This window comes from Novipirellula artificiosorum (genome assembly GCF_007860135.1).
GTDB lineage: Bacteria > Planctomycetota > Planctomycetia > Pirellulales > Pirellulaceae > Novipirellula_A > Novipirellula_A artificiosorum.
The window spans coordinates 1,403,396-1,420,538 of sequence record NZ_SJPV01000001.1 but is presented as its reverse complement, the minus strand read 5'-3'; the positions used below and the strand labels follow the sequence as shown (position 1 = coordinate 1,420,538).

General features: G+C 55.6%; 13 protein-coding genes. 4 read left to right on the top strand and 9 right to left on the bottom strand.

What is annotated here, in order from left to right; all coding sequences use genetic code 11:
- Nucleotides 1-85: 85 nt before the first annotated feature.
- Together Poly41_RS04995 and Poly41_RS04990 are read left to right on the top strand one after the other, a co-directional pair.
- Complete coding sequence (locus Poly41_RS04995) at nucleotides 86-1,135, top strand: hypothetical protein (protein WP_146524740.1); 1,050 nt, start codon at nucleotides 86-88, stop codon at nucleotides 1,133-1,135.
- Nucleotides 1,136-1,231: 96 nt separating this feature from the next.
- Nucleotides 1,232-2,656 (top strand): P-loop NTPase, encoded by a 1,425-nt coding sequence (locus Poly41_RS04990; RefSeq protein WP_146524739.1) that lies wholly within the window; start codon nucleotides 1,232-1,234, stop codon nucleotides 2,654-2,656.
- Nucleotides 2,657-2,685: 29 nt separating this feature from the next.
- On the opposite strand, the gene Poly41_RS04985 is transcribed toward Poly41_RS04990, so the two are convergent.
- Entirely contained in the window at nucleotides 2,686-3,786 is a 1,101-nt protein-coding gene (locus Poly41_RS04985) for a methyltransferase domain-containing protein (protein ID WP_146524738.1), read from the bottom strand.
- Nucleotides 3,787-3,916: 130 nt separating this feature from the next.
- Here Poly41_RS04985 and Poly41_RS04980 point away from each other — a divergent pair, with 130 nt between their 5' ends.
- Nucleotides 3,917-5,317 (top strand): DEAD/DEAH box helicase, encoded by a 1,401-nt coding sequence (locus Poly41_RS04980; RefSeq protein ID WP_146524737.1) that lies wholly within the window; start codon nucleotides 3,917-3,919, stop codon nucleotides 5,315-5,317.
- A complete protein-coding gene (locus Poly41_RS04975; protein ID WP_146524736.1) occupies nucleotides 5,314-6,519 on the top strand; it encodes a DUF790 family protein in 1,206 nt (401 codons plus the stop codon). The genes Poly41_RS04980 and Poly41_RS04975 overlap by 4 nt, the downstream gene beginning before the upstream one ends.
- A gap of 35 nt (nucleotides 6,520-6,554) precedes the next feature.
- Here Poly41_RS04975 and phoU read toward each other — a convergent pair whose 3' ends face one another.
- From phoU to Poly41_RS04935, 8 genes are all read right to left on the bottom strand, one after another.
- The gene (phoU, locus tag Poly41_RS04970; protein ID WP_146524735.1) at nucleotides 6,555-7,241 is read right to left on the bottom strand and encodes a phosphate signaling complex protein PhoU; all 687 of its coding nucleotides are present in this window, start codon (nucleotides 7,239-7,241) and stop codon (nucleotides 6,555-6,557) included.
- A 193-nt stretch (nucleotides 7,242-7,434) separates the two neighbouring features.
- Nucleotides 7,435-8,253: a phosphate ABC transporter ATP-binding protein PstB gene (gene pstB, locus Poly41_RS04965; protein WP_146524734.1), complete on the bottom strand. Its 819-nt coding sequence runs from the start codon at nucleotides 8,251-8,253 to the stop codon at nucleotides 7,435-7,437.
- Between the two features lie 150 nt (nucleotides 8,254-8,403).
- Nucleotides 8,404-9,678 carry a PstA family ABC transporter permease gene (locus Poly41_RS04960; RefSeq protein ID WP_146524733.1) on the bottom strand — a complete coding sequence of 425 codons (1,275 nt, stop codon included), beginning with the start codon at nucleotides 9,676-9,678 and terminating at the stop codon, nucleotides 8,404-8,406.
- The gene (gene pstC, locus Poly41_RS04955) at nucleotides 9,675-10,643 is read right to left on the bottom strand and encodes a phosphate ABC transporter permease subunit PstC (protein ID WP_231615413.1); all 969 of its coding nucleotides are present in this window, start codon (nucleotides 10,641-10,643) and stop codon (nucleotides 9,675-9,677) included. Before pstC ends, Poly41_RS04960 begins: the two co-directional genes overlap by 4 nt.
- Nucleotides 10,644-11,660: a PstS family phosphate ABC transporter substrate-binding protein gene (locus tag Poly41_RS04950; protein ID WP_146524732.1), complete on the bottom strand. Its 1,017-nt coding sequence runs from the start codon at nucleotides 11,658-11,660 to the stop codon at nucleotides 10,644-10,646.
- A gap of 170 nt (nucleotides 11,661-11,830) precedes the next feature.
- On the bottom strand, nucleotides 11,831-12,988 hold the full coding sequence (locus Poly41_RS04945) for a hypothetical protein (RefSeq protein WP_231615412.1): 1,158 nt from the start codon (nucleotides 12,986-12,988) through the stop codon (nucleotides 11,831-11,833).
- 18 nt (nucleotides 12,989-13,006) lie between these two features.
- Nucleotides 13,007-14,689 carry a hypothetical protein gene (locus Poly41_RS04940; protein ID WP_231615411.1) on the bottom strand — a complete coding sequence of 561 codons (1,683 nt, stop codon included), beginning with the start codon at nucleotides 14,687-14,689 and terminating at the stop codon, nucleotides 13,007-13,009.
- A gap of 26 nt (nucleotides 14,690-14,715) precedes the next feature.
- Nucleotides 14,716-17,100, bottom strand: a complete 2,385-nt coding sequence (locus tag Poly41_RS04935) for a DUF4175 domain-containing protein (RefSeq protein WP_146524731.1) — start codon at nucleotides 17,098-17,100, stop codon at nucleotides 14,716-14,718.
- Nucleotides 17,101-17,143: the final 43 nt, after the last annotated feature.

The following is a 17,143-nucleotide window of genomic DNA, read 5'->3' as shown; positions in this document are numbered from 1 at the left end:
TGGGTCCCCTTGTGGTGAATATCGGTTCGAAAGCAATAGAACGCTCCCATCGGGGCGCCTCGCACTCGTGTTTCAGGAAGATCACATGACCGTCTCGCCCAATCCAGCCCAAGACGGCAGACGCGGGCAGCTACCGCATCCAGCAGCCCCTGCGACCGGTGGCCCCGAATCGGACGCCTCCTTGCCGCCGACACTATTCCAGCTGCAGAATCTGTATCGGTCCTCCACCGCGCCTACGGCACAAGGGTGTGGGATGGCCCACGAGCCCATTTGTTCGCAAACCGACAACGTTCCACAATCAGCGAGCACCAAGCAGCCAGAACCGGCTGTTTCCCTAGACCAAGATCGACAAGCCAAGGTTCAGGCACCGGCCGAGCCAAATCGGCATCCGTCGGCCCCGTTAATCGTGGATCCGATTGCTTCGATTCCCCACGCTTCGAGTCCTCACGGTTCGAGTCCTCACGGTTCGAATCCTCACGGTTCGAATCCTCACAGTTCTGGGCCGATCCAAGAGGCGTCAGTGGGCGAAAGGGCGGCTGCCCCCGACGCGCCATCGGGCCGCGGCTGGGTCGAGTCGATGGGTTCACACAGCTTGGTCTTGGTGCTGCTGTTCGCGGTTGTGGTCGCCGCCTTGGTGGTGGGTCGACGGTCTCAAAACCGAGCGAATCAAGCTAATTCATCGGAAGGTGAGTCCTTTGAATTGGTGCCTCCCACCGATTTGATTTCGTTTGCCACCGCAGAAACGACGCCGAGTGAGATGTCCGATGAGGTTCCCTTGGTCGCCACACTGTCGGCGCCAATCCCTGAAGCCACCGCAGGTTCGACGCCGAGTGCTACCGACTCGCCGTTGCCTACGTCGCGAGCCGCGAATCGATCGGGTTCCGCAATGGCAACGACGGTCAGCGAGATGACCCCGGACGCCCGCGAAGCTCAAGTCAGTGAACTTGCGACAACGGCGCACTTCAGCAATCGGTATCCAACGGCAACGGACGAGATCGTGGCCCCCGAGGTGACTGCTCAGCCCGCAGCGATTCAGAGCTCGAATCCCCAGGATGATGATTACCCGGCGACCGCCACTCCGGACGGCATTTCCAATTGGGAAAACTATTTCCCAACCGGTTTCCCCGGACAATAAGTCTGGGCACCAACTGCGTGCCCAAGCTCGACTCGCCCCCGACCGCATGACATTTACTCCTCCCTTCGATCAACCGTTCACAGCTTGGTAGCGACCATGAATTCAAACAACCAAGGATTCGTCAAGGCATTTTCCCGACGAAATCGTCAAGCGGCCACCACCAACGTTGCATCCCAGGAACCTGACTCGGGGGTTTCGATGTCGGAAACGCCTGTTCGCGAGCAAACCACCAAACAGGTTTCCGCCGAAGCGGCAGCGACGTGGTGGATCGATGAAGCGGATGACAATCAGTATCGCGCAGATAGCGACCCTCAGCAGGTCGTTCCGAAACCGCACTTGGATGACGACATTCAACTGGCGGATGAGAACGATCAGATGATCACCGAGTCTTTCACGATCGGGACAGCCGAAAGTGACCAGTTGGCATCGCTCTACGGCCACTCTGAAACCATCACGATGCCCCAGCCACTTGAGACGTCGCCGCTTGAGACATCGCCGGATCAGACGTTGCCACTCGAGACGTTGCCACTCGAGACGTTGCCGCGGGAGACATTGCCACTCGAGACGTTGCCGAGCGAATCGAAACAGACCGGATTGCCCCCCACCGAATCGGCGTCTCCGGCGGGGAGCGATGCGTCGATTTCACAAAGCAATCAAGCGACGCGTGCAGATCAAGCACATGTTCGTTTCTCGATCAAACAGCTGAAGCCGAGAACGAAAAAGCAAAACTTTGCAGCGGAGCCATCCGATCCGCCATCGCAAACCGATGTGACGGTCGAGTCGTCGCAGCCAAGCCCCACCCTGATCCAACAGCCTGCCGCGCTGACTCACGCCGACGCACAGCAGGCGATCGAAGATGCGATGGCATCTGCGGCAGCCACCACCGTGTTTCGGCCAGCCTGGGAAGTGGACCAATTCGACTTGCCTGCCAATGTGGCGAAACTGTTCTTCAACGGTGAAATTTTTCAGCAGATTGCGGAACAGATGTTGGAGGCTGTCGACACCGGCTTGAGCAGCGTTTTGATCACCAGTGTCCATGGGGAAGAGGGGCGAAGCACCGTTGCGATGGGCGTCGCGATGGCGGCGGCCGCAGCCGGAATTCGAGTCGCGTTAGTCGATGGGGATACGATTGCGCCGACGCTCGTGGATGATCTATGTCTTGATGTGGAAGCGGGGTGGTTGGATGCGATTCGCGATGGACAACCCCTCAGCAGCGTTGCCGTTGCGGGGCTCGAAGACGGCGTGACCTTCTTGCCATTGTTCGGAACCGACATGGCGGATCAAGCAAAGCCCTATGAAATCCAGCAACTCCTCAAAACGCTTAAACAGCACTTCGACTTAGTGATTGTGGATGGCCCCATCGGTGAATCCGACGACGCGACATCGTATGCAACGTCGGTTGAAAGCGCAATGATTGTCCGCGATGTGGAACACACCGACGCGGACGAAGTCAAACGCTTGGCGACCCGCTTGATGCAATCCGGCATTCAAGGCGTTGGCGTCATAGAAAACTTTGCCTAAAACGGTGCCCCTTCGGCAAGTCCGTTTTTTCAGCAGCATTCACCGGAGGAACAGCACGCATCGGCGACGGGCAGTACCGGCGTCCGCGTGATGCGTTTCTTACCATCGGCTTCGATCCGAATGAATTGATCGCGGTAAGGATCTTCGTTGATCCTGCGAAAAGTCGCTTCGTTGACCGCCGTTGGATCCGCTCGCCAGAATTCTTCACCAAACTCATCTCGCACCGCCGCGAACGGGCCACGATAGATCACCGTGTGATTCTTAGCTTCGTCCGTTTCCAAGGGCACTTCCCCCTTGTAGGCAATCACGGTTGCCGAACGGAACTCGATCTCTTCGACAACTTGCCAGGGCTCTTGTTGCAACGCCACCATTTCCACACCATAGAAACCGGCTTCGACAAACGCGTTGACGAAATCGGTATCACGGAACGCGCCTGAAATACAGCCGCTCCACATCTGTGGGTCTTGTTGCAAATGCATTGGAACTTCTTGGTCGCAAACGATGTCACTGATCACGGCTCGCCCTCCGACCCGCAGGACGCGGTGAATCTCTTCAAATAGCACTGCTTTTTCAGCCGGATCGACCAAGTTTAGAACGCAGTTGCTGACAACCACATCGACCGATTCCTCTGGAATCATCGGTGCTTCGTGGCGCAAGCTTGCGAGGAACGCTTCGAGGGTTCGAAGCGAGGCTTCATCGCTGACCGGATGCTGCTTGAGGTAGGCATCGACTCGGTCGCGGTCAATCGTCATGTCCTGAATACGGCCTTTAAGGAACGTGACATTGTCATAGCCAATCTGCTTGGCAACGGACCCTTGGCTAGCGCGAGCGAGTGCGAGCATGTTGTCGTTCATGTCCACGCCGATCACACGCCCAGATTCGCCAACGACTTGAGCCGCAATGAAGCAGATTTTGCCCCCGCCACTCCCCAAATCCAAGACAGTTTCACCCTTACGAACGTACTTCGACGGGTCGCCACAACCGTAATCTCGGTCGATGACTTCTTGCGGGATCACTTTCAAGTACTGGGCATCATAATCGACCGGACAGCAAAGCGCCGGTTCCACCGCCTCGGCGGCCGCCGAATACCGCGAGGCGACTACCGATTCGGTGTTGGTAAGGTGTGACATCTCTTCTATTTCCGTAAAAAGTGGACTTCTGTATTTGTGACAAAGCTTGGATCGCGTGAGCGTGCCGTCTATGATACGGCATCGCTCCGGTACACCAATCCCCTCCATTTAGGCTCGTCGCCAAGGCACGATGTCCCATTCTGCTTTCGCCAACTCGGTGCGATTGGCATTTGATCAGGGAACGCTGACCCTTTCCGGCGTTTCCGAGTCGTTACTCAAGCGATTGTGGGAACCGAATATCTGGGTGAGCGACCCACGGTCAAAGGGTTGGCGGACCGACGCGATTCACTACGGTGAGGTCGCCAAGCGGTTTTCTTTGCATTTAGCGGCATCTTGGATCGACGACGTTGCAGATTGGAAGCCGGTCGTATTTCCGAGGCAGAACCTGCACTCGCTTCGTCGCGATCAAGCCGACGCCGTCAACGCTTGGTTCGCCACTCGTCGCGGCGTCGTCGTGATGCCCACGGGGACGGGGAAAACCGAGGTTGCACTCCACGTGATCGCTCGACTCGGCGGCAGTGTCTTGGTGGTGTCGCCCGTGCGTGATTTGATGTACCAATGGCATGATCGGATTTTGGCCGCCACCGGGATTGACGCCGGAATCATTGGCGACGGAGTTCATCGCGTCAGCCCGATCAGCGTGACCACGTACGACAGCGCGTCGATCCATATGCCGAGAATCGGCAACCGATTCCAACTTGTTGTGTTTGACGAATGCCACCATTTGCCCGGTTCGGTCCGGCAAGATGCTGCCCGAATGAGTGCCGCCCCCTTTCGGCTTGGATTGACGGCGACACCACAGCGACGTGACGGAATGGAAGTGCTTTTGGACGAATTGATCGGACCGCGAGTTTACACTCAAGCGATCGAGTCGGCGCGGGGCAAGACATTGGCTCACTACGACATCGTGCGAATGTCGGTGCACCTGTCGGAGGAAGAACGCGAGCGTTACAAGATGCTTGGGAGAACGGTAGCAAACTTTATCGCTGAACGGCGGGTCGACGACCCTGGCTACGATTGGCAAACGCTGTGCCGTGACAGCGGCAGTGACCCCAAGGCTCGGGCGGCCATGTTGGCGTTCCATGCCAAGCGATCGATCGAAGACCGGGCAACCGACAAGCTTCGTCTGATTGAAGATTTGTTTCGGCTACATGCCGGAGAACCGGTGATCGTGTTTTGCGGTTCCAACGCCATGGCGCGTGATGTTTCGCTACGGTTCTTGGTTCCCTGCCTGCTAAGCCATTGTCGCAAACGCGAACGGAAAGAAATCCTGGCGGGTTTTCGTGAAGGTCGTTACCCTGTGATCGTAGCGAACCGTGTGCTCGATGAAGGCGTCGACTTGCCCGAAGTGAATGTAGCCATCGTCGTGGGCGGGGGAAGCGGAACACGACAAGCTTTGCAACGACTCGGTCGTGTCCTGAGGAAGAATCGTTTCGGCCGTGCCTGTTTCTACGAGATCGTCACCTCGGGGACTCGCGACGAAATCCGTTCGCGGGACCGACGACGCAGTGACGCTTTCCGGAAAAAATGATGTTGACGAAAGAACAATCGATTCTCCATTTCGACTTTCAAAACCAACGAGTCCATCCCGATCGGCTGACTCGAAAGACGCACGCACATTACCTGCCGCTCGCTCAACAGATGTTGGCAGCCTATCGCCAAGGCGTTGGGCAGCCACGTAGAACATTGCACAAAAGTATTCGGCTGATTTTGCAAAACACCGACGATTGTTCAACTCGTCGTATTGCGGCGTTCTGCAAACTGCTTGACGACGCAAGCGAGTACCGCAAGGACACGGCATCCAAAGCAGCCAAGTTAAGGGAACGAGTCTTCTTGCTGGCCGCTACAAAGCATCCATTGGTGCAAGCGACGGATCAGCTTTTCGATCATGCCGAATCGGAAGTCAAGCAACAAATTGCCAAAGAACTCAATAGGGAATGGGACGAGATCGAATCGGTGTTGTTCAACGATGTGATCGAATTCCACCCGCTGATCCAACCGCCAAAGGAATTGGACGCCGGCGGACTCCTTCGCTGCTACAACGTCGCACAGACGCAGGCAGCGTTGTACGGAGCGTTGTCCATGACCGTTTGGGCTGAGCGAGACTTCAAGCAAATCATGCGATACGCCAAACTTGCTCGTTTGATGCACAGCATCGAACCGCATGGCACCGGCTATCGACTCCGTTTCGATGGACCTGCATCGGTGGTACGAAGCACGCGTCGCTATGGAGTTGCATTGGCCAAATTCCTGCCTGGCTTGTTGTCAGCCGAAGGTTGGAGAATGCAAGCGACCGTGCTGGGGCCGATGCAGCAACGCTATGCCCTGCGTTTATCCCCTCGCGATGGGTTGCGAAGCGAGGTCCGAAACGACGATTTCGACAGCGATTTAGAAAAGTCGTTCTACGAAGCATGGCAGCAGGCTGAGACCGCTGGATGGGTGCTGCTGCGTGAGGCAACGATTCTGCATCAGGGCCAATCCGTCTTTATGCCCGACTTTACGCTGCGCCATCCGATTCATGGCGATGTCTTGTTGGAAATCGTGGGGTTTTGGACTCCTGAATATTTGCAGGAGAAGGGCAGGACGCTGAATCGGTTTCGTGATTCCGGTCGCATCCTGCTGGCGATTTCCCATTCGGTAGCAGAATCGATTCCCGAGCTGGGGATGCCACGAATCGAGTACAACACGAAACTGTCACCCGCAAGGGTGTTGAAGTACTTGAAGACCCTCTGACAGCCAAGCCGTCGCAGGGGACGTCGGCGAGAGCATCAAGAACGACGTTGATGGGAATCGAAAAAGACGCCGTGCTTGTGGCGGATGATTTCGCCTTCGACCAGATAGATGACATCCTCGGAAATGCTCTCGGCTAAATCGGCAATCCGTTCAATATGCCGTGAAGCACTAAAACAATTCACCGCGGGTTCAATGCTCTCAGGATCATGAACCATCGTCTCGTGCAGTTGGTCAATGACGATTCGGTTAAGTGTGTCCACCATGGCATCGGTACGAATGACGTCGGCTGCCTTCGCCGGATCGTCTTCCACAAAGGCGTCAAGTGCATTTCGGACCATCTCGTTGGCAATCGCGACCATCTCGGTCAACTCTTCGGGTGCCTTAAACAACGGATGCAGATCGATGGCTCGTGCGCGTTCCGCAATATTGCACGCCAAATCGGCCATCCGTTCCAAGTCGCTGTTAACTTTAATCACCGTGATCACACGCCTCAGATCGCTGGCGACCGGTTGGTAGAGAGCCAGCAGCTTGAGGCATTCTTCTTCAATAAGGATTTCCGTATGGTCGACCTCCTCGTCGCTGGCGATCACGCGATCAGCCAAGTCCGTACGACGTTCCACCAGCGCACGAACCGCCAATTGGATCATTTGCTCGACTTTTCCGAATTGATCGACCAGTGATTGCCGTAACGCATCGAGGCCACGTTGAAGGTGTTTTGACATTGCAGAGGAAGTGTTGGAGTTTGCGCTTCAGCGCGATGGGTAGGGGAGGTTCAAGCTTCGACTTTGAAATACGTTCCTAGCGGACCGTCAGCATCAAATTTCAGGGTCGTGGATCTTGTTAAAGATCCTATGACACGGGGATCTTTGACAAGATCCACTACCAGCAACCCTAATTCTTCGTTGTGACGCACCACTAGCCAAACTTACCGCTCACGTAGTCTTCCGTTTGTTTGTCCGCGGGCTGAGTAAAAATACGTTCGGTATCGGCAAACTCAATCAAACGACCTTCAAAGAAAAAAGCGGTCTTATCACTCGATCGCGACGCTTGTTGCATGTTGTGAGTCACGATGATGATGGAGTATTGTTTGCGCAGTTCGAAGATCAAGTTTTCGATCGCCAAGGTGCTGGCGGGGTCAAGCGCGCTGCAGGGTTCATCCATCAACAACACTTCGGGGCCAACCGCAATCGCACGCGCGATGCAAAGTCGTTGTTGTTGACCGCCCGATAAACCCAGTGCGGAACCATGCAAACGGTCCTTCACTTCTTCCCAGACGGCCGCTTTTCGCAAGGACCATTCCACCAATTCATCCAACTCACTCTTGCTCAATTTCATATGCAAGCGTGGACCAAAAGCGACGTTGTCATAGATGCTCTTGGGAAACGGATTCGCTTTTTGAAAAACGATCCCCACGCGTCTGCGCAGATCCACGGTGTCCGTTTCTTGGCTGAGCAAATCCAAATCGCCAAGCCGCACGGTTCCGGTCGCCCGCGCCGACAGCACAGTATCGTTCATACGGTTGAACCACCGCAGCAGCGTGCTCTTTCCACAACCACTGGGGCCAATGAACGCGGTGACATGGTTCTTGGGAATGTCGATCGTGATCGAATGCAGGGCCTGAAAGTCGCCGTACCAGGCCGACAAGTCTTGGGTGCAAATAGCCGCTTCAAGTGGTTCGGAAGCCGTCGGGGCGGTTGGTTTTGCCGTTGGCTTGGTCGCAGGAATTTCGTTCATCAAACCGATCGATTCAGTGTCTGGCGATAACATGACGGGTCAATTCACTCCTCTTTCGTTGAACAGGTGAATGCTTGTCTTGGTGCGACAAAAGGATCCGCGAGCGGTAACTCGTTTCTTGCGGCCTTGCCGCCCGTTGTGAATAAGTACTCAGCTCAATGGCTTTTGCATTCGGTGACGAATCAGTACCGCCACAGCGTTGAACGAAAGCAGAATGCCCAGCAAGATAACAATCCCGCCGGCTGCAAGCGAGTGGAACTCATCTTGAGGTCGGCTGGTCCAGTTGTAGATTTGAAGCGGCATGACCGTATAACTGTCCATCAGATGTTGAGGCGAGGTTCGAATGTACACGATCCCCGCAATGATCAAAATCGGTGCCGTTTCACCAATCGCACGACTCATGGCCAAGATCGAACCGGTCATGATCCCCGGAATCGCCGAGGGCAAGGTCACATTCCAAACGACCTGCCAAGGCGTCGCTCCGATCCCGAGCGCCCCATCTCGCAACGACGACGGAACCGCGCGGAGCGCTTCCTGAGTGCTGATGATGATCACGGGCAGGATCACCAGCATCAGCGTCAGTGCTCCGGCCAACACGCCACGCCCAAGCGGTAATTGGAAATAGTACCATGCCTTTTCGCTAATGCGTCCCGGGACCGCCGCCGAATCGATGCTGGTTGCCAACACTTCGGGATCGGTCGGCAAATCTCCCATGGCATCGGCCACATGCACCTCGACGGGAACCAAACCCGCCACGCTGTTTTCGTACGCCATCATCCCTTCGGTCGGCACGGTCGGTGGATTGGTACGGTTTTCAACCGGCACAAGAAAGTACCGTTCATCCACCTCATCACTCATCATCAAAAAAGGATCGCTGCCCAGGTTCGAGAATTGGTCATAATAGGTTGCTCCCCACTCCCAAACGGCTGCGCCCGGTTGCGTTGCATTCCCGAAAAGCGAGAACATCGACACGAACGCAGTCAAGCCCAAGATGCCATAGACCACGCTCGGTACCCCTGCAAGGTTGCTGATGTTCAGCTGAATGAGGCTATAGGACCATGCAGCGACTTTGGTTCGCGGCTTGAATTCTTCAAGCAATACCGCGGTTGCAACACCAATCGGCAACGTGATCAGTGCACACAAGCTGCAAATCCAAATCGTCCCCATCAACGCAGGAAACATACCGGCTTCGCTTGGTTCAGGCTCCGGAGTGCCCGAGAGCAAGGTCCATGAAATCACCGGGACGCCTTGCACCACAATCGAAGTCAACAAGGCGACCAAGACAAGAACCGAAACGGTTGCGATGGCGATACAGAGCCAACGAAACGCACGATCCTTTTGCATCCTCGATCGATTGCTGGCCGGTTCGGCATTCTTCAGTCTCGCTTCAATGTCCTCTTCGTTCGTTGTTGGTGAGCGGCTCATTCGTATGTCTCCCGGAAACGTTTGCGGATTACATTTCCAATCAGCGTCAACGAAAGCGTCATGACGAAGAGTGTGAAGGCGACCGCATACATGGAATAGTATTCGGTGCCAAAATTCGACACATCACCACCTGCCATTTGGACCATGAAGCCGGTCATCGTTTGAATTTCGTCGCGCGGATCAAGGGTCATTTGTGGGCGACTTCCAGCGGCGAGGGCGACAATCATCGTTTCACCAATCGCTCGAGCGATCGCCAGCAAGAACGCACTGATAATCCCGCTCAGCGCCGCTGGCACAATGACCTTCACCGACGTATCGAAGCGAGTCCCCCCCAAACCATAGGCGGCGTCTCGGAGCGAGCTAGGCACCGCTTGTAGCGCGTCTTCGGCGAGAGAGCAGACCGTCGGGAAACAGAGAATCCCAACCGCGATCCCGGCACTCATCGCGTTGTAAACGTTGAAGCCACCATGCAGCCACTGCAAAATCGGTGTGATCGTGGTCAAAGCGAAAAAGCCATACACGACCGTTGGGATCCCCGCCAACACCTCGAGCACTGGTTTGAGGACGCTTCGTACGCGACGCGGAGCATACTCGCTTAAATACACCGCGGTGATCAAACCGAGCGGCAATGCAAAACACATTGCGATCGCAGTGATCAACAACGTGCCACTGATCAGCCCCCAAATCCCGAAACTCTTGGTCGCACCCAGCAGCGGCGTCCATTGAGCCGATCCAAGGAAGTTCTTTAGGCTGACTTCTTCAAATCCAAAGAACGTGATCGTTTCGCTCAGCAACACGCCAATGATTGCGATGGTAATGAGCACCGAGAAGATGCCACAACAAATCAGCACAAAGAAGATCGCCTTCTCTTTCAAACGGACCGTCGCCAGACTTCGGCGAGGGCGAACAAAGAAGCTGCGAATCCGCTCCTCGGCCGGCACGTGCGTTTCCATGACGGTGGACATCTAATTGACAAGCGTTTCAGTCGTGTAAATCTCGGTCACCGCACCCGATCGTTTTTCCATGTCCTTGGTCAAGTAATGCGTCCCTGTTTTCCCTTGCCGGCAATGATTCATGGCTTCGGCGTACACGGATTTGGGTAGGGGAACATAGCCCGTTTGGGTCGCCAAGTCAGCGGCGTTCTTCAAGTAGTAGGCAACAAACTGTCTGACTTCGGGACGCCGAAACGAGCGAGCGTTGATGTAGATGAAAAGCGGACGGCTGAATGGTGCGTAAGTTCCCTTCTCGATCGTGGCAGCAGTCGGCAATACGGGTTCCTTCAATTCAGGATTCACGATGGCGACCGATTTCAACTTGTCCTTGTTTTCTTCGTAATAGGCGACGCCAAAGAAACCGATGGCATTTGGTGAACCGGAAACGCCCGTGACCAGAACGTTGTCGTCTTCACTGGTGCTCATGTCCGAGCGCAATGAACCGTCATCGCCTGCAACGACCTCTTTGAAGTAATCAAACGTTCCCGAATCTGTCCCCGGTGCAAAAATTTGTATGGGATTATTGGGCCAACCTTGACGAACTTCGGCCCATGTCTTTGCGGCCCCAGAACTCGTGAAGATTTTCTTGATCTCGTCAATCGTTAGATGATCCACCCAGTTGTTGCCTTTGTGAACCACCAGCGTCAAACCGTCATAGGCTACGGGAAGTTCAAAGAAGTCAACTCCTGCGTCCTTCGCTGCTTCGAATTCCGTGGCCTTAATCGGGCGAGATGCGTCGGAGATGTCGGTTTGGCCAACCGTAAACCGCTTGAAACCGCCCCCAGTTCCAGAAACACCGACATTAACTTTCACCTTTGGGAAAGCTCTCGTGAATCCGCTTGCTGCTGCTTCGCTGATCGGATAGACGGTACTACTACCATCGATCTCCACCCTGCCCAGCAGGCCGGAATTTTGGGCCGAAACCGACCGGGATCCGAGGGTGATTGCCACCAGGGCGATCATCAAGTGAAAAATAGACTCACGTTTCATCTGAGTACTCTGCATTTTGAGTTGGGAAAGGTCACTCGAGCGACTTCGACTTGACACTTGCCATGTAGGCTAGCAGTCGACGTCCCAACACACGAGGCAGAGTTGTGTTATGAATCCGTGAAGATTGTGTTAAGAAATGCGAAAGACGGGGGTGGCGACGCTCCCTCGCTCTATTTCCCTTCGGTTGCCAGCTTTCGGAAATAGGCTTCGATGGCTTCGCGGTAGTGGGTTGGCAAATCGCGGCTGATCTGTTGCAGTGCTTCTTGTCGCTGTGCGGGAGGCAAATTGCCCCATCCCTCGCCATCTTTTCTTTGCTTGGGGTCAACGTCGCCGTTGCCATTGGCTCCCGCGATTCGACTGTCTTCCATCGGCGTTCCCTGTTGCTGGCCTTGGCCGTTCTGACCGCCCGCGGATTGGTTCTGTTGCTGTTGTTGCTGTTGCTGCTCGATCTTGTCAATCAGTTTCGTCAGCTTGTCGATGATCTGTTGCTCCCGCTTTTCCACCTCTTCATCGGTGCGTCCCAGATCCAAACGCCGCGAAACATCGGTCATGATCCGCGAGATTTCGTCAAGCGAATCCTCTTTGAGTGGTTTGATGTCCGCAATCATCATCTGAGCGGTTCGAGTAAAGCGAATGGGAGATTCGTCCTCGTTTTCAAGAAGGCGCCGGAGATCCGCCAAGGCTTCCGTCTTCATCAACAAGGCGTGATAACACGCACCGCGATAGAACAACACCGCAGCGGGGTCAATCGATTCGGTTGCATCGACTTCCGCAATCACTGGAAGCGCTTCGTCATACAAACGACTGCGGACGAGCTCGCGGCCAAGCCACGTTCGTAGGGTCATCCGAAGCGTTTTGGATAAAGATTCAATCTCGCCATAGGTGGGAGCATTGGGGTCGATGCTGGCCCCCGCCTGCGCCAAACTCATCTCGGTTGAGATCACCAAGGCGTCGACCGACGGCACGATCCGTCGCACGCTGGCGACATACGCATCGAGTGGATCCATATCCCGCTTTTCAATCGCCGCGATGAACTGTTCGGACGCTTGATCCATGGCAAGGGGCAAAACGCCAATTTCATCAAGTGACGACCGCAGCATCTGAGACATTTGGGCAACATCGTACCGCTGCCAGCTCGATCGTCGCTCGAAGGCATCGTCGCCAAACGCTACCGAAGTCGCAACAATGGCCGCCGCGAAGTAGACGCATGCGGCAACCGAAAACTTGATTGAACAGGGGGTCGGACAGACCCAAACGGTGGCCGAGGGCTGAGCGGCTGCCCAAGTTTTGGGCAGATCCGTCGATCGAGATGCGTTAAAAACAGCCACGGGCATCCTCGGGTTTTGTTACTGGTTTCGCTTCAATACCAAATCTCGAGCGATCTGGTACAGACGATTTTGCCGCAGCGACAAGTCTTGTAGCAGCGGCAGCGTTTCGGCGATCGACGATTCGCCCGTTTCGAGAAGTGCCGAGTAGCGTGAGGTCGTCGTTTTCACTCGCTTTTCCATCGTACGCAGCAACTTCAATTCCGCCAACGCTTCGACCAGCGGCTGTTCCTCCTGCCCCCCCTGTTGGGGTTCGCCCTGCTGCTCCTGTCGTTTCTTCTCTAAATCCCGCTGCGCCTTTTGCAAGGCCTCAATCATTTCTTCGAGAGCGGCCAAAATATCCGTCTGGATCCCCTGCGTGACCGCATCAATCTTGGTTTCGCCCAATCGCTCGGCTACATGCGTGGTGTCCAAGCGAATTTGCGAAACGACCTCCGGAAACGCGACACTGGATCCTTCTTCTCGCAATAGTAGCATCGCCCGATCCGCTTCGAGGGTGATTTTTTTTTCTTCAAAGGCCAAATCGCCCGCTTTCAGGTCGGTTTGCCGGTTTCGTTGTGCTTTTGGAGTCGCAGCCAGCGCCACGGTATCGTCAAGCACCTTGGACTGCATCGCCGCCATTCGGCGCAGTCGAGCTTCCAACTTCGCCAGCTCTCGCTGCATTTCTTCCTCACGAAGCTGACGCAAAATGCGTTCCAATCGGTCGATGGCCGCCCGCAAATTTTCTTCCGCTTCCCGCTGACGCTCCGACGCTTTGTCGCGCTGGCTGGTTTCGAGCTCCTTTTCCGCTTCCTGCATTTTCTCAATCGCCTTTTGCAGCTGCTGTTGGGCGAGTTGTTCGGGCGATTGAGCTTGCTGGGGGGGTGATGGTTCCGAGGGATTGGCCTGCGGCGTTTCCCTTGGCTGATCTGGATTTGGCTCGGATTCGCTCTCGGGATCAGCCTGCTGGTCCGACGGCTTCGATTGCGGTGGTGACGGCTTCGAGGAAGAGGGTTTGTTTGGCTTCGAATCGTTCGGCTTTTGAGCGGAATCGGATTCCGGCTTTTCGCCAGCCGGATCGGATGGCTTGTCTGGGTTGGTTTCCTTTTCGTCGGGAGTGGCTTGGTCGGAACTCTCGTCTTCGGAGGACTCCTTCGGTTCCTGTTCGGCGTCGTCATTTTGCGACAGCTCGGCTTTGAGTGCTTCGCTCCGCTCGGTGATGGATTTCTGTTCGGCTTCGACCTCTTTCATGTCGGCGCCGTTCTCCGTCCTCGAACGCGTGCTACGCTCGGCACGCTCGACCCGTTTCAAGTTCTTGATCAAGTTTGCGATACGTTCTTTTTCATCACGAATGCGCTTTGAACGATCTTCACTCATCAACAACTGCAACAAGCTTTCCAGCCCCTCTTTCGCATCGGTTTGGTTATCGACCGCTTCTTGGAACCGCTGGTTCAGCAAAGCCGCAGAGGCGGTTTGAAGTTTATTCAGCACAAACTGGTCGCGTGATTGACGCGCTGCACGGCGCAGCAGCGCCGCGCGTTCGGGATTCTCGGTGGATTCCATTTCCGCCAATCGCAGCAGCAACTCTTCGAGTCGTTCGTAGCGACCGGCGACTCCCGATTGACGTTGCGGTAAATTCGTTTCTTGGGCCAGCGTGTTAGCCATCGAAACCAACAGGGTAACGACCACAATGGCGATTCGCGGCAAGTGCTTGGGCAGTTTCATGAGCATTCTTTTAGGGGATCCGAAGACTATTTAAACAAATCCATGACTCGCTTCTTCTGCTCTTTTTTCGTTTCCTCAAGCAGCGTCGTTTCGTCCTCGATCAACTGACGAACCATATCAAGGATTTCGTTGTAGCTTTCCAGGTCAAGCATCTTTTCCAACACCGCGGTCAATTGCAGCAGGACCTCTTCCGCGGTTTGAACCGAATCCGTCGCTTTCGCGCTCGCTTCAACGGGCTGATCTCGCAGCGTTTCGAGTTCCCGAATTTGGCGTTTCAGCGTTTCCAGCGGTCCTCCAACGATGTTCTTCAGCGGATCACGCACGCCGGATCCGATCCGTTCCCGGCGATCCGCCGAATCCACACGATTGTTGATCATTTCTTCAAGCAAATCGTCAAGCGATGCAGCGATCCCAGTGAGTTCCTCGGACGTCTTGTTCGCCTGAAGCCCTGATTGTTGCACCCGAAGCCGTCTCACTTGCTTGGCATGCGTCGCGTCGTTTTGGTCGCCGAGAGCCCCCGCAGCATCCTCGCCCAATTCACCCTCCACGACGTCTTCGAATCCTTGCGAACGCAATAGATCGAGCGTGTCTCGTAAATGACGGGTCTCATCGATGGTTTGTTCCAACCGCGTTCGTAGGCCGAGTTCGCGCCGCTCCAAAAGTGCCAGCAACTTCTCAGGTGTGACGATCTGCAAACGGAAGAGCTCGCTACGCGTCAAATGCGGCTGTCCGAGGTCGTAAGCATCGTCAGCTTCGGCAAACACGCTGATGGCTTCGTCCGGACGGAGCTCAGGCAAACGCCCCGATGCAGCATCGTCTCGCAAGTCGATTTCGGAATTCGCATTTCCTGCGCGATCCCACCTCAATGGCACGCTGACCGAGGCGGACTCGTTCGTCCACGCTGCGTCGGCAGACTCGGTGGGGGCGGCGTCGCTCTTCCCTGGCTCTGCCTTGACCATCGTCGCAGCGGTCACTTGCAACGACTCGACCCCGTAGTCGTCGGTTGCCACAACCTCAAACGGGATCTTGGCGATCGGAGTCACCGCAGTCCCGATCCCCTTCAGCCGCAATCGTACTTCGGGGGCCTCGTCGGTGATCACGCCAAGGTAGTAGCGATAAGGGGCCTGAGCCGAAATGCCCTCCCAATCTCGTGGCACGATCCGAATCGCCGTCGCACGGCTAAAATTCTCGATCATAACTTGGTTTTGACGGTGATCCTTGTTGGGTGTCAACTCAATCGCTTCGGTCGCGCCGGAATCGGTCCGCAGCACAACATCGGACTCACTCAGCGGAACATTGCTTGTGGCCGTCAGGACAACGTCGCTACCTTCGCGAAGCCGAAGTCCTGCTTGATAACGGGTTTGCAAGTCATAGGAAGAGGAACCCTCACTGCGCAGGTAATCGGGATAGCGGACCGAGACCTCCATGTTCGTGATAGCAGGTGGGGTGACCGCGTCGATCTGGTATTCCGCTAATCGATCATCAAGCCCACGAACGCTGATCGAGAGCGATTCGCTTAACCCCGCCAGTGGCGGACCGTCAAGCACAAACGATTGATAACCGTCAACCACGCGACCGATTCGCCGCATGTTGGATTGTCCCCGCGTGCCATCCTCGCTGCGATAATAGACGGTGCAAACCACCGGGACTTCGGCGTCGTCGGCCTTGGCACGAATTCGAAGTGTTCCGCTGCTACCCTTAGGCAGTCGGAGCTTGTTGTCCACGAACGGAATCAATTCAGGGGGCAAGGCATCTTCTTCCGCAGCAGAGATCACCGGTAACTCGATCCCGACCATCTCAAGATGAGCGCGTCTTGGCCAGGGTTCATTCGAAAGCAGCGTCAAACGGCCCGCCGCTCGGCCGAATGCTTGGGGGCTGATCAAGAGCAGCCCGATTGCTGCCAACGCCAATGGCGCGACCAGCATCGATTTGCGCAGGATCGGTTGCCACGAAAAGACTCGATGCGTCTCGACTTCGTCGATGGCTGCGGCTGTCTGTCGGTGGACGCGTTGAAGCAACTCGGGCGAATGCGAATCCCCTTCCCGTGTCGCTTCACTTAACTGGACCGTCGTGATCAGCCGGCCGCCAAGGTTAGGATGTTGACGTTCGACCAACAGCGCCAAACTGTCGTCCGGAAGCGGCCGACGTAACCGACCCATCAACATTCGAGCGGTGATCGCGATGACCGTGCCCGCAACCAACATCAACAAAATGGCTCTCGCCAGCGGCGGCATCTCTGTCCCGCCAAGTAACACGGGGCCATAATCCAACGCCAATCCAATCCAAAATGCGGTCAAAATGACCGCGGCGATTGCTAACAAAGAATCAATGACGACATAGCGGCGAATCTGTTGCCGCAGCAAATCGATCAATTCGCGAAGTTTCGGATCAAGCGAAGACGGTTTGGCCATCGAGAAAAACAATCGAAAGGAAAGGCAATGAAAAGGGCGCCAA